At 45.3% G+C, this 12,591-nt stretch carries 11 protein-coding genes; 3 read left to right on the forward strand and 8 right to left on the reverse strand.

Translation table 11 applies throughout. From position 1 onward, the window contains the following. Window positions 1–196: 196 nt before the first annotated feature. Genes EP57_RS11405 through EP57_RS11415 form a run of 3 tightly spaced genes read right to left on the reverse strand, consistent with a single transcriptional unit; the run spans window position 197 to window position 4,179 of the window. A complete protein-coding gene (locus EP57_RS11405; protein ID WP_052167653.1) occupies window positions 197–1,309 on the reverse strand; it encodes a Zn-dependent alcohol dehydrogenase in 1,113 nt (370 codons plus the stop codon). Window positions 1,310–1,366: 57 nt separating this feature from the next. Continuing rightward, window positions 1,367–2,869 (reverse strand): aldehyde dehydrogenase family protein, encoded by a 1,503-nt coding sequence (locus EP57_RS11410; protein ID WP_052167654.1) that lies wholly within the window; start codon window positions 2,867–2,869, stop codon window positions 1,367–1,369. Then, window positions 2,866–4,179, reverse strand: coding sequence for a lyase family protein (locus EP57_RS11415; RefSeq protein WP_036086881.1), 1,314 nt, complete (start codon window positions 4,177–4,179; stop codon window positions 2,866–2,868). Before EP57_RS11415 ends, EP57_RS11410 begins: the two co-directional genes overlap by 4 nt. A 298-nt stretch (window positions 4,180–4,477) precedes the next feature. On the opposite strand from EP57_RS11415, the gene EP57_RS11420 reads away from it, so the two are divergent. From EP57_RS11420 to maeA, 3 genes are all read left to right on the forward strand, one after another. Beyond that, the gene (locus tag EP57_RS11420) at window positions 4,478–5,278 is read left to right on the forward strand and encodes an IclR family transcriptional regulator (protein WP_077916851.1); all 801 of its coding nucleotides are present in this window, start codon (window positions 4,478–4,480) and stop codon (window positions 5,276–5,278) included. 256 nt (window positions 5,279–5,534) lie between these two features. Further along, complete coding sequence (locus EP57_RS11425) at window positions 5,535–6,893, forward strand: MFS transporter (protein ID WP_036086883.1); 1,359 nt, start codon at window positions 5,535–5,537, stop codon at window positions 6,891–6,893. 3 nt (window positions 6,894–6,896) lie between these two features. Continuing rightward, window positions 6,897–8,432, forward strand: coding sequence for an oxaloacetate-decarboxylating malate dehydrogenase (gene maeA / locus EP57_RS11430; RefSeq protein WP_052167656.1), 1,536 nt, complete (start codon window positions 6,897–6,899; stop codon window positions 8,430–8,432). Between the two features lie 41 nt (window positions 8,433–8,473). Here maeA and EP57_RS11435 read toward each other — a convergent pair whose 3' ends face one another. The 5 genes from EP57_RS11435 to yjeM all read right to left on the reverse strand — a co-directional run bounded on the left by EP57_RS11435 (window position 8,474) and on the right by yjeM (window position 12,456). Continuing rightward, window positions 8,474–8,854, reverse strand: a complete 381-nt coding sequence (locus EP57_RS11435) for a VOC family protein (RefSeq protein WP_036086886.1) — start codon at window positions 8,852–8,854, stop codon at window positions 8,474–8,476. Further along, window positions 8,851–9,588: a DUF2238 domain-containing protein gene (locus EP57_RS11440; protein WP_077916852.1), complete on the reverse strand. Its 738-nt coding sequence runs from the start codon at window positions 9,586–9,588 to the stop codon at window positions 8,851–8,853. Before EP57_RS11440 ends, EP57_RS11435 begins: the two co-directional genes overlap by 4 nt. A gap of 74 nt (window positions 9,589–9,662) precedes the next feature. Further along, window positions 9,663–10,532 carry a PhzF family phenazine biosynthesis isomerase gene (locus EP57_RS11445; RefSeq protein ID WP_036086888.1) on the reverse strand — a complete coding sequence of 290 codons (870 nt, stop codon included), beginning with the start codon at window positions 10,530–10,532 and terminating at the stop codon, window positions 9,663–9,665. 92 nt (window positions 10,533–10,624) lie between these two features. Then, the gene (locus tag EP57_RS11450) at window positions 10,625–10,819 is read right to left on the reverse strand and encodes a hypothetical protein (RefSeq protein ID WP_143812817.1); all 195 of its coding nucleotides are present in this window, start codon (window positions 10,817–10,819) and stop codon (window positions 10,625–10,627) included. 143 nt (window positions 10,820–10,962) lie between these two features. Next, window positions 10,963–12,456 (reverse strand): glutamate/gamma-aminobutyrate family transporter YjeM, encoded by a 1,494-nt coding sequence (gene yjeM, locus EP57_RS11455; RefSeq protein ID WP_036086891.1) that lies wholly within the window; start codon window positions 12,454–12,456, stop codon window positions 10,963–10,965. Window positions 12,457–12,591: the final 135 nt, after the last annotated feature.

Genomic DNA, 12,591 nt, shown 5'->3' on the forward strand with positions numbered 1-12,591 from the left:
ATAAGCAGGAAATCACGAATCCCCTTTTTCGGGTAGGACGTGATTTCTGCTATACACAAATCGAGCGAAAGCGTTTGTATTCAGGGAGTTTGGTGGAAGCCGGAAGCGGAGCATACTTGTGTATGTGAGAACCGGAAGTCCGCCAAACTCCCTGAATGCGAGCGCTTGTCGCCGATTTATTTAGCTTATGCTCAATTTAGTCAAATTCGATGACTGTTCGGCCGACGTTGACGGCGTTGCAATCGTGGAAATCGGCGAATGCTTCGTTGATTTGCTCTAGTTTAATTTTGCGTAGCACGAGGTGGTCTAGGTTTAGTTTGCCGTCTAAGTAGAGTTGGGCAAGGATTGGGAAGTCTCGGAATGGTTGGGAATCGCCGTAGAAGCTGCCGCGTAATACTTTGGCAACTCGGTGGAAACCGCCTGCTGGTAGGGCTACTTGTTTGCTTGGATGGAAAGCGCCGACTACAACGGTGGTTCCGCCTTTTCGGGTTGCTTTCCAAGCGGTTTCGGTGGCAACTGTGTTGCCAGAACAATCGATGGCAAAGTTAACGCCAAGACCGCTACTTAAGGCTTGGATTTGTTCGATGATGTCTGGATCTAAGGAGTTGACCGCGTGTGTGGCGCCGAATTGTTTGGCTAGTTCGAGATTGTCAGGCTTGATGTCGCACGCGATGATTTTTTCGGCTCCAGCGATTCGAGCGCCTTGGATGGCATTGACGCCAACGCCTCCGATACCGAAGATGGCAACCGTTGAGCCTGGTGTTACGCCTGCAGCGCGAACAGCAGCGTTGTATCCTGTGGAGACGCCACAACCGATTAAGGATGCTTCAGCGAACGGCATTTCTTTTGGAATTTTGACGCATGATTTTTCTGGGACAACTGTATACTCGGCGAATGTGGATAACAGCGAGTAATGATAGGCTTGTTCTCCGTCGATGGAAAGGCGTGATGTGCCGTCTAGCAAGGTGCCGTCAAACATTGGTCCGAATGCTGATTCGCAAAGGTTTGGCGTGCCAGCTGCGCAATATTCGCATGTGCCGCAATAAGGAACCCAGTTCAGAGCAACGTGATCGCCTGGTACGACGCCCGTTACAGCGCTTCCAACTTTTTCAACGATGCCTGCTCCTTCGTGTCCTAAAATGCTTGGTGTCGGTGTTGTTGCGTCTTCGAAGGCATTTAAGTCACTATGACATACGCCGGTTGCTTTGATTTTGACTAATACTTCGGTCGCTTTTGGTTCTGCGAGGTCTACTGTTCTTATTTCGAGTGGCTCGCCTAATTTACTCATAACTGCTGCTTGCATTTTCATTAAAATATCCCCTTAAAAAGCGCTTCACCGTGAGGCTACAGCGCTTCATTCTATTTTTTAGTAAGCAAACCAGATTGCTTTTTGTTTCGTGTAAGATGCTAGGGAGTGAACGGCGAATTCTTTGCCCCAACCGCTTTGTTTCCAGCCGCCGAACGGGCTTGCGAAGTCGTAGCAACCGTATTTATTGACGAAAACCATGCCTGCTTCTAATTGGTTGGCTACGCGGTGTGTTCTGCTCGCGTCGTTTGTCCAAAATCCTGCGGCTAAGCCATAGGTCGTGTCGTTCGCGATAGCCACTGCTTCTTCTTCGGTTTCAAACGGAATGACACACAACACTGGGCCAAAAATTTCTTCACGTACTGCTTTCATCGAGTTATCCACATCGGAAAGAATAGTTGGACGGACGTAGAAACCGCGTGCGTTGTCACCTGAAACATCACGATATCCGCCTGCTGCAACGGTTCCGCCTTCTTCTTTGGCACTTTCGATATAGCCTAGTATTTTTTCCATATGGGCTTCGGAAACGGAGGCGCCTTGGTGGATTTCAGGATCGAATGGGTTGCCGAGTTTGTAGCTATCTGCGTATTCGGCTAGTTTTGCGACGACTTGATCGTAAATTGGTTGTTGCACGATGAGGCGGGTTGGTGCGGAACATTTCTCGCCTTTGTGGGTGAACAAGCCGTAAAATGATGTTTCGATGGCTTTGTCTAAATCAGGAGCGTCAGCAAAAATGATGTTTGGTGATTTTCCACCTAGTTCCAGTGATACGGCTTTCAGGTTGGAATCTGCGGAGGCACGAACTAGATCGCGACCGATTTCGGTGCTTCCTGTGAATGCCACTTTATCCACATCGTTATGGCGAGCAAGTGCAGAACCTACGAGACCATCGCCGAGTAATAAATTAATCACGCCTGCTGGTAAAATGCCTGCTTCGTCGATTATTTCAAATAAGCGAATCGCTGAAAAGGATGTTTTTTCAGATGGTTTTAAAATAACGGTGTTTCCCATTGCGAGTGCTGGTGCTAGTTTCCAAGCTGCCATGTCGATTGGGAAATTGAATGGGACGATTTGTCCGCAAACACCGATTGGGTCGCGCGTTGTGATGCTTAGGAAATCGCCTTCTACTGGGTTGTTTTCGCCGTAATATTTGTTTGTCCAGCCAGCGTAGTATTCGAATAAATCAGCGGCTTCTTGAACGTCATCTTGATAGGATTCGGTGTATAATTTGCCGTTATCCAATGTTTCTAATGTCGCTAATTCTGCTTGGTGTTCTAAGATTAATGCCGAAATTTGACGCATCATCGCGGCACGTTCTTTGCGTGTGACTTTCTTCCAGTCGTTATTTAATGCGAATCGCGCGCTTGCTACTGCTTCGTCGACTTCTTTTGCGCTACCTGCGTAAATTGCGCCGATTTCTGCGCCGTCGATTGGGCTAATGGATGCGATGGTGTTTTCAGTAGCCACCCATTTTCCGCCGATATATAGTTTTTTCGGGGTGTTTAGCCAATTTTTTGCCCAGTCTAATTTCGGTTGTTCGATTCCTTCAAATTCTGCTATCATCTATTCGTCACTCCTTTTAAAAGTTCAACCAGTTCGGTTTTCGTTTTGGTTGTCAGTAATGTTTGTACTTCTGTGTAGCTGTAATGCGCTTTCAAATCAACGACTAGCGGGATGAGCGCGTTCGCGTATTCGGCACATTTGGCTTGGTTGACCGTAATATCTTTCAGACAACGTTCGCCGAGCAAATCCGTAATAGCACCGAGTTCCGCAATGGCTTCCATCAAAGTCATGCCCGCCATATGTTCAAAAACGTTTAAATCCGTGTCGCTATGTCGGTAACAAAGATGAATCGTCTCTATTTTGCCAATAATGCTAAAAGCGCCTTGCATCACGGTTTCTGGCACCACTGGGTTTACTTTTCCAGGGAAAAAGGTTGAGCCTGCCATGAACGCGGGTAAAATAAGTTCCCCGACGCCAGCCTCGGGTCCAGAAGACAAGAACCGCAAGTCTTGGCAAAATTTAATCAATGTTTCCGCGTACAGTTTCACCACATCGGCCAAATCAGCCAGCAAATCCACATTTTGCGCCGTATCAAAGCCATTCGCCGTCATCACAAGCGGCAGCCCCGTCACATCGCGCAAACACGCCGTAATCCCGTCGCGATACGCGTCACTGGCACCAACACCCGAACCAAGCACTGTCTTCCCAAGGTTCACCGTCAACAATCGCGGCATTTCCATCCTGATTTTATCACGCCGCCGCCGAAGCACTGCAGTATACCCACTGAATCTCTCACCTTGCCGAATCCGCATCGCATCCTGCATACACGTCCTACTTATCGTCTCAATTTCCGCAAAACGCGCCGTCACGTCCGCCGTCACATCCACAAGCCCAAGAAGCCTCACGTCCAGCTCCGCAAACTCCCGATATAGCGCAATATACAGCGCCGTATGACACGCGTCCGCCGTCGATTGCGAAGCATTCACATCCTCCGTCGCACGCACCGTCATGCCCGCAACATGCGCTACCACCTCGTTCACATTCACATTCGTCGCAATGCCGCCACCCCCATGGTACGCATCGACAACAAAATCCGAATAATCCCGCGCATCAAGCAAAGCGTCACAAGCCCGCACAATCGCTTGCCCTTTCGCCTCACTCAGTTCCGCCGTCCGCATATTCATCATAGCAGCCGCCTTCTTCACTTCCAGCATCGCCCGAATAAAGGACTCCTTCTGCGCCAACGGTTCCCCCGAAAAAGATAAATTCTCCATCGCGCGCACCGTCAACACCCCATACCGCTTGCCGTCTGGAATTTCCACTTCACCAAAATAATCGCGTTCTACTCGTGATGCCTTCCCTTCACTCATAGTCTCAGACCTTTCTCACATTTCTGCTTTTGATTGCGTTCAAATCAAGAACTCCCGAAAAATGAAATCGCTTTCTATTCTCGTTGCCGTTCGCCGTCCGAAAAAACAATCCCCCAACCATTTTGTTCGTATTACGAACTTTATAATTCTTAATTTGAATTCACAGCCATTATAAAACAGAATTTTGGTAGCGTCAACATTGTATTTTTATTCACGAAGATAAGTAATAAGTACCGTCATTCCGCCACTTCAGCGACTCTAAATTGAAAAAAAGCCATTTTATCGTTATAATAAAAACATGAAGAAAATAATAGAAGATTCACCTAAAAAACATATTTCTACTGTGCAATCCGTTGATAAAGCGCTTTTATTATTAAGAATGATCAGCGAAAGTAAGATAGGACTTTCCATTAATGATCTAATCGACAAAACGGGATTTAACCGTACAACCATTTGGCGATCGCTTAATTCTCTCGCAGAGCAAAGCCTTATCGAACGCAATCCACAGACAAAACTGTATACGGTCGGAACGTTCTTTTATTTACTGTCGAACAAAAACAATTATCACCAGTTCTTGATTCGGCGCACACATCATCTGATGAAAGCGTTGTGCGAAGAGATTCACGAGAGCGTCCATCTCAGCTTGCCGCTGACGACAACAACGATTACTATCGAACAACTCGTGCCAGAAGACCAAGTGAAGCTGATCGACTACATCCATGTTGAACTCCCGCTCCACTCGACTTCCAGCGGTAAAATCGTGCTTAGTACGCTAGAAAAAGGCGATTTAGAAGCGATTCTGTCGGGTCATCTAACAAGCTACTCGCCAAGCACAATCACGGAGCCTGATAAGCTACGCGCAGAAATTGCCCGCATTAAAGAAGACGGCTATGCGACAGTATTCGGAGAACTAGAAACCGCAGAAAATGGCCTTTCGCTTCCTATTCTCGATGCAAACGAACAACTCATCGCAGTTTTAAGCGTCTCCGGTCCAGAATTCCGCTTTACAGAAACAAAGATGCAAGAAGCCCTTCCGATTGCTAAAAAATATCGTGATCTCATGGCAACTGCAATATTAAGAGACACAGATATGGAATAATTCAACGCTCTTTATCGACGAACAACGATGAAGAGCGTTTATAATTTCACAATATTTTTGTACACTTTATCACATAAAAACCTTGTTATGACGCTGTTTTTCGTGATTAAAAATAAAAGCATTGACAAAGTTTGTGATTTTATCGTAGGATAGATAGCAAATAGTGAAATGTACTTTTCGTTATTTGAATTTTTAACAATCCCCCAACTCGTTTTTTTTGTAAGCCTTTACACTTTGAAATTAGGAGGATTTACTTATGACTACTGGAGCAAGCATTCGCCTAGACGATGCGCCGCTTAATAAATTTCATATTAAAATTGCCGGGTTGACGTTCGGTGCGCATTTCACGGATGGCTATATTATTGGGGTTATCGGATTTGCTTTGACGTTAATTCAGCCGCAAATGGGACTTACACCGCTTTGGGTTGGTTTGATTGGGAGTTCTGCGTTAATTGGTTTGTTTTTAGGAAGCTTGGTGTTAGGCTGGGTTTCTGATTATATTGGGAGACAGAAGATTTTTGTGACGAGCTTTATTATTATTACGCTCGGTTCAGCGTTGCAGTTCTTTGTTGATACGCCGGTGGAACTGTTTTTATGTCGGGTGTTGATTGGGATTGGGCTTGGCGGTGATTATAGTGTCGGCCATACGATGCTGGCGGAATTCGCGCCACGGAAACATCGCGGTGTGCTTCTCGGCTCATTTAGCGTTATTTGGACGTTTGGCTATGTTGCTGCAAGCTTCGTCGGTTTCTTCATGCAAAATTTAGGACCGGATGCGTGGCGGTTAATGTTGGCTACTTCGGCATTGCCTGCGTTCTTGATCTTAATTTTACGAATTGGTACGCCGGAATCGCCGCGTTGGTTGATTAGTAAGGGGCGCAAAGATGAGGCACTTGCGATTGTGCAAAAACATGTCGGGCCAAATGTGGTGCTGGATGATGAGGCCGAAGTGGATTCGCATAAAAAACGGAGCTTTATGGCACTGTTTAGTAAGGAGATGCGGAAACGGACGGCATTTAATAGTTTGTTCTTTGTTTGTTTGGTGATTCCTTATTTCGCGATTTATACGTTCTTGCCTTCGATTTTGAATTTGATGGGGCTTAGTGAGAACTTTGGAACGGATTTATTGTTGAATGTGATTCTGATTGTCGGCGCTGTGCTTGGGATTTGGTTTACGGTGATTTTTTCTCGTCGTGGTTTCTTGATTTATTCGTTTATTTTCCTTAGTGTGATGTTGGTGCTTCTAAGCGTATTGCCGACGAGTGCGAGTTTCTTGATGATTCTTGTGTTTGCTGGGTTTACGCTGATTATGTCGGCGGTTAGTAATTTGGTTGGGGTATTCCCTGCGGAGAGCTTTCCGACGGAGATTCGGTCGCTTGGTGTTGGTTTTGCAACGTCGATGAGTCGGCTTGGTTCGGCGATTGGGACGTTTTTACTGCCGATTTCGACGGCGAGTTTTGGGATTCAGTTTTCGACGATGGGACTTGCGATTGTGCTTATTATCGGAACAATTGTGTCGATAGCTTGGGCTCCGGAAACGAAGAATTTGACGCTGACCGAAGCGGCTACGAAGGACGAACGTACGGTCAAAACGGCTCTTAAGGAGGAGAAATAAGTCATGAATGGATTGCAACTTGTGATGCCTTCTTCTGGCGGACTGCGATTGACGGAGAAAGAACGGGACGAGCTTGGCGTGACGCCATTTATGCCGCGGCGGGTGCTGACGGTGGATCAGGAAGTGACGCAGATGATGACGCGTATTCGAGCGATTCCGACCGATATGGCGAAGTATTTGTTTTTGCGGTCGCTTAGGAGTCGTGATGTGGCGTTGTTTTTTGAAATTTTGAAGGCGCATACGGAGGAACTTTTGCCGATTGTGTATACGCCGACGATTAGTGAGCCGATTCAGGCGTTTAGTCATTGTTTTGATGGTACGGCTGGGGTATATTTGTCGATTGATCGGGTGGCGGACATGCCGCGGTTGATGGAAATGGTGAAGGCGCGCTATGCGGAGATTGATATTGTGATTGTGACGGATGGTGAGGGGATTTTAGGAATTGGCGATTGGGGCGTTGGCGGTAGCGAGATTGTGGCTGGTAAAGGCGTCGTTTATACGGTTGCCGCGCATATTCCTCCGGAGCGGATTTTGACGGTGATGTTGGATGTTGGGACGAATAATCAGGAGTTGCTGGAAGACCCGTATTATCTTGGGTTGCAGGAACCTCGGGCAACGGGGGATGTGTATGATGCGTTCATTGAATCTTTCGTTGCGGCGATGCTTCACCATTACCCGGACGCCTTACTTCATTGGGAAGATTTCGGACGGGATAATGCCAGCCGTTTATTGCAAAAATACCAACATTTGTTTACGTTTAATGATGATATTCAAGGAACGGGAATTATTGTTTTGGCGGCGCTGAGTGCGGCGTTTAAGCGCATTCAGGCGGATATTCGAGCGCAGCGGATTTTCATTTATGGTGCTGGTAGTGCAGGTCGCGGGATTGCGATGCAAATAAAGGAATGGCTCGTTGGTGAGGGCTTGACGCCAGACGAGGCGGAGCGGAGCTTTTATTATTTTGGCGTTGATGGATTGATTTCTGGGCAACGTGATATGGCGGGACTTTCTTTGGCGGAAGCTGTGACCCGGATTCAGCCGACTGTGTTGATTGGGACTTCGACGGCGAGTGGGGCTTTTTCAGAAGTGATTGTGCGAAAGATGCGACAGTATTGTGAGACGCCGATTATTTTCCCTATTTCGAATCCGACGACGCTTGCTGAGGCTAAGCCGCAAGATTTGTATGATTGGACAGATGGCAATGTGCTTGTCGCGACGGGAAGCCCGTTTCCAAATGTTCATTTTGCTGGGAGTGAATACCGTATTGCGCAGGCTAACAACGCGCTTGCCTATCCTGGACTTGCTCTTGGCGCGATTCTTGGCGATGCGAATACGATTGATACGTCGATGCTTTCAGCCGCAGCAGTTGCGATTGGCGATTTTGCAGCAACGAGTGACGCTTTGTTACCATCGGTCGCCCAGCTATTCGAAGTCTCGCTAGCTGTAGCCAAAGCAGTTGCCAAAACGTGCGCAGAACAACGCGGAGAAATTTTTGATGATAACCTTTTCCAACAGCGTTTAGCAGCATATATCCAATAAAAACACGCCTAGCCCAGTTTTGCGGGTTAGGCGTTTTGCTTTTAAGCTGTAATTTCGACTTGATTTCCTTCGCTGTCTAGGATGACACTTTCATAATAGCCGTCACCCGTCGTACGTGGACCGCTTTCTAATGTGTAGCCTGCGTCTTCTAGCTCTTTCGTTAAGCTGTCGACGCGTTCTTTACTTCCTAAAGAAAAGGCAATATGCGCCCAGCCAAGCATCGCAGTTTCTTTTTGCGCGGTGACATCTGTTCGTGTCATGACTTCTAGGCGCGCGCCGCTCGGATATGTGATGAAGTAAGACGCAAAGCCTTTCGTTTCATTCACATATTTATCATTGGCAACTCCTTCAAAATAACGCGTATAAAAATCCTTCGCACGCTCAATATCTGCCACCCAAATGGCTACATGTTCTATCTTCATTTCGCTACTCCCTCTTTCGGTACTCTTTTTTTAAACTCAAAATTCTTCATCCACGGCTTGCCTTTCTTAAGCGCCCAATAACCGATGAGCACAAAGACGAGCGAACCGATGACATCGACAATAATATCACCCATCGTATCTGCTAATGCGGCACGTCCAACGAGTGGTGTTCCGTTTGAAAGCTCATAACGCTGCATGTTCAAATTCATCAAGCCATCGAATGTATATTCATAAATTTCCCAAAAAGCACCTAACGTCACCGCAAAACAAAAGGCAAACACAGAAAGGAATCCTGGCTTCATTTTCATCACGACATGTTCATCATTATTCAATAAATTCACAAATGAGAACCCAATCGCACCTAGCATTGCCCCACTGAACGTATGTAGAATTTTGTCCCAATGCGGCACAGTAGAGTAGAATTTCTGAACAGTTCCCAAATAAATCGATGCATATAAGAAAACAAGGAATAAAATATAAACAAGACCTGGAATTTCAAATTTAAATCGACGTGAAATAATAGTTGGTAATAGCAAAATAATAACACCTAAAACACATTCAAACAACAAGAAGATATAGTCGCTTCGCAATGTTTCTTTTGGCTGCCCCGCCGTCTGTTTCACTGGTGCTAAGAAAATCTCAATGGTAATAAAAATCATCGAAATACCCATCGAAACAAAAATAAAGATCGCAATCCACTGCGCGATGCTCAGGCTTTTTAATTTCTTTAACATGGCTTTCATCTCCAATTCTTCCAAAATACACAATTGTCATTTTTATTATAGCAGAGTTTAGGAAAATACTCCTGTTATACCTCCAGTTCCTTCACAAAAATGGCCGTTCCTGTGATGGCAACTTTCATTTCTGACGCCTGCTTCCTAATATGAACGATTACGCGCCCATCTCGACCTATCTCCAACCCTTGTTCTACCGTCAAATCGGTCTCTCCTGGTTTTATGTATGTCGCAAAATAGGCGCCCATCACACCGGATGCAGTTCCTGTCACAGGGTCCTCGATTGTTCCAGAAAACGGCGAAGAAAAGTGTCTCCCGTGCATATCCGCCGCTGAATCTACTGTTTCCAAACAAAACGGATGAATCGAAGCCCGCGGTTTTTCCGTTAATATCTCTGGAAAACTCGCATTATTTGGCTTCATCTTCTGAAACGCCGTCAATGTTTTCACAGGCACAATCACCGTCCAAATCCCCGTACTTCCATACACAATCGGCATCGCCTTATCAATATCCTGCTCCGTCAAACCAATCACTTCCGCAAGCGCCGCAGGACTCCCCGAAAATGCTTCAAAAATTGGCGCCGCTTGTTGCATCGTAATCATTGCCCGACTAGCCACATCCTGCGCTATGTTCACCGTCAAAATCCCTGCTTTAGTCTCTACCCGTATTTCCGCATCTTTAGACAAAAGCTCGCGATCAATTAACGCCCCAATCGCCGCCATCGTTCCATGACCACAAAGATTCATCTCATGACCTGGTGTGAAATAACGTAGCTGAATATCCGCCACATCCGATGCCAACGCAAAAGCTGTCTCATTAAAACCAACTTTTTGCGCCACTTCCTGCATTTCTTCTGTCGTTAAACCGTCCGCATCCAACACAACACCTGCCGGATTCCCCATATTTGGAAGCTCACTAAACGCATCATAATGATACACCTTCATACTTGCGCCAACTCCTTTTCCACAAATTATACCATTATTCCCCGGGAAATAATTAAAAAAAGACCAAGCAGCAAGCCCAGCCTTCTTCATTTCTATTTATTAGCATCTATCTGTTTCTGTAATTCTCGTTGACGTTCTTTAAACATATCGATTGTTTGTTGTAAACGTTGTTGCTGATCTTCCGTTTGTTGACGCATCCGATCAATAATAATTTGAAAAGCTTCGGCGCAGTCACTCCATGTCGTGTCCTTTTGGCCATCTTTTAATGCATCATCCCGCGATTGCATATGAATAGCACCTTCCTTCAATTTCTTTTTTTATCTATCTTCCTCCTTGATTATAACAAATTATGACTCATCTCGCCAAGCAAAAAATAAATATTTTCCAAAATAAGAGTATGGCAGCAAAAACACCATACTCTAAGTTTTATTTATTTCTTCTTCATTCTGCCTAAATAAATTTCATATAAGACAAAAGCAATCAATGCGAACACGACTGGTCCAGCGATCATCCAGATAGTACTATTGTAATCGCCTGTAATTGCTGGGTTGATAATTGTAAAGATGTTTGCAAAGCCCACAACGACAAGCACGACACATGTTCCAAGATATGTTTGCCATTTCTTTTTGTAAATGACGAACTCGCGTGTTAGACCTTCTTTTGCTTTAAAGAATGGGAACGCGAATGCTAGGAAAAGATAAGGTAGTGTCATTGAAACGTTCGCCATCAATGTTAATTTGTTATAGAAAGCAGAGGCATTATCGCCGCCAAATGATGCGAGTAAAATAATAACAACAACGGCTAAACATTGCATCCACATCGCAAATTCTGGCATGTTTGCTTTGTTCATTCGTGTCATTTTCTTCGGCCAAACTTCTGCTGGCGTTCCTTGAATCAATGTTTTAAGCGGTGAATAAATCAATGTGAAGAAGGCACCCGTGTACGCTAAGAACATCGATAAACCGGTAATACGAGCAAACCACGTGCCCATTTGACCAGCCGCCGCAACGCTCATATGGAACGCGTTACCTAATTCAAACCCAAGATTGTACATCAAAACGTACGTAATATTCCCTAAGTTCGTTGTTTTGCCGCTAAGCACTTGTAGCCAGTTCGCGCTTACGCCCCAAAGGAAAATCCCAAGCGCGTAGCCAACCGAGATGATAATCGCTGAAATAATAACTCCTTTTGGAAAGTTCTTCTCAGGATTTTTCGTTTGGTCAACTAAACCACCGACAGCTTCAATCCCGCCATAAGCAAAAATCGCAAACACGACAAAGGAAAGCGTCGCAAGTGGTGTCACATACGATGGATTTGGCGATTCAACAAACGATGTCCAACCCGTAATTGGCTGTGCAAATTCCCCGCCGTTTAGCGCTAAAATAAGTAAGCTCACAAGTAACAAAACCACATTCAAGCCTGTTACTGCAATACCTCCAACTGCTGTCACTTTCGAAATCTGTTTCAAACCACGCGATGCAAAGAAAGTAATTACGATAATCCAAAGAATCGCTAGAATACCTACCGTTTGCGTCGGTGTCAGTGAAAATAAGCGCCATTCCTGCGTTTTATCCCCACCAAAAATAAAGGTCGATAATGGAATCCAAACTTTCGAAGATGTACTTACCATCCAAATAACGTAAGACGCAAACCACATAAACGTGCCGATAAAAGCAAAACGCGGTCCTACGCTATCATTCATCCAAGAAAAAATGCCCCCTTGTTCTTTCTTGTATGTTGAACCAAACTCAGCCATCATAAGCGCGTATGGAATGAAGAAACAGATGGCAGATAAGATATACCACGGAATCGCTCCATATCCCATTAAATAAAACGCGGACGGACTGTTGGCAAACCCGAAAACCGATGTAAAGATCATCAGGATTAGCCCAATCAATGTTAACTTTTTCACTTGTGTTGTCATTTTAATTCCCCTCTTAGTTCGTCTTTTATGTCTATATCTAAGGCAAATGGCACGCCGATGTTAGATAATACACACAAAGTAGTCTGAATAATTAAATCATGATTATTTATAGCTGTAACAAATAGATATCGTGTG

The sequence above is a fragment of the Listeria booriae genome (genome assembly GCF_000766865.1).
GTDB classification, from domain to species: domain Bacteria; phylum Bacillota; class Bacilli; order Lactobacillales; family Listeriaceae; genus Listeria_A; species Listeria_A booriae.

Coding starts and splice junctions, on each gene's coding strand:
- EP57_RS11405 (WP_052167653.1), bottom strand. CDS start 1,309: ATGAAAATGCAAGCAGCAGTTATGAGTAAATTAGGCGAGCCACTCGAA.
- EP57_RS11410 (WP_052167654.1), bottom strand. CDS start 2,869: ATGATAGCAGAATTTGAAGGAATCGAACAACCGAAATTAGACTGGGCA.
- EP57_RS11415 (WP_036086881.1), bottom strand. CDS start 4,179: ATGAGTGAAGGGAAGGCATCACGAGTAGAACGCGATTATTTTGGTGAA.
- EP57_RS11420 (WP_077916851.1), top strand. CDS start 4,478: ATGAAGAAAATAATAGAAGATTCACCTAAAAAACATATTTCTACTGTG.
- EP57_RS11425 (WP_036086883.1), top strand. CDS start 5,535: ATGACTACTGGAGCAAGCATTCGCCTAGACGATGCGCCGCTTAATAAA.
- maeA (WP_052167656.1), top strand. CDS start 6,897: ATGAATGGATTGCAACTTGTGATGCCTTCTTCTGGCGGACTGCGATTG.
- EP57_RS11435 (WP_036086886.1), bottom strand. CDS start 8,854: ATGAAGATAGAACATGTAGCCATTTGGGTGGCAGATATTGAGCGTGCG.
- EP57_RS11440 (WP_077916852.1), bottom strand. CDS start 9,588: ATGTTAAAGAAATTAAAAAGCCTGAGCATCGCGCAGTGGATTGCGATC.
- EP57_RS11445 (WP_036086888.1), bottom strand. CDS start 10,532: ATGAAGGTGTATCATTATGATGCGTTTAGTGAGCTTCCAAATATGGGG.
- EP57_RS11450 (WP_143812817.1), bottom strand. CDS start 10,819: ATGCAATCGCGGGATGATGCATTAAAAGATGGCCAAAAGGACACGACA.
- yjeM (WP_036086891.1), bottom strand. CDS start 12,456: ATGACAACACAAGTGAAAAAGTTAACATTGATTGGGCTAATCCTGATG.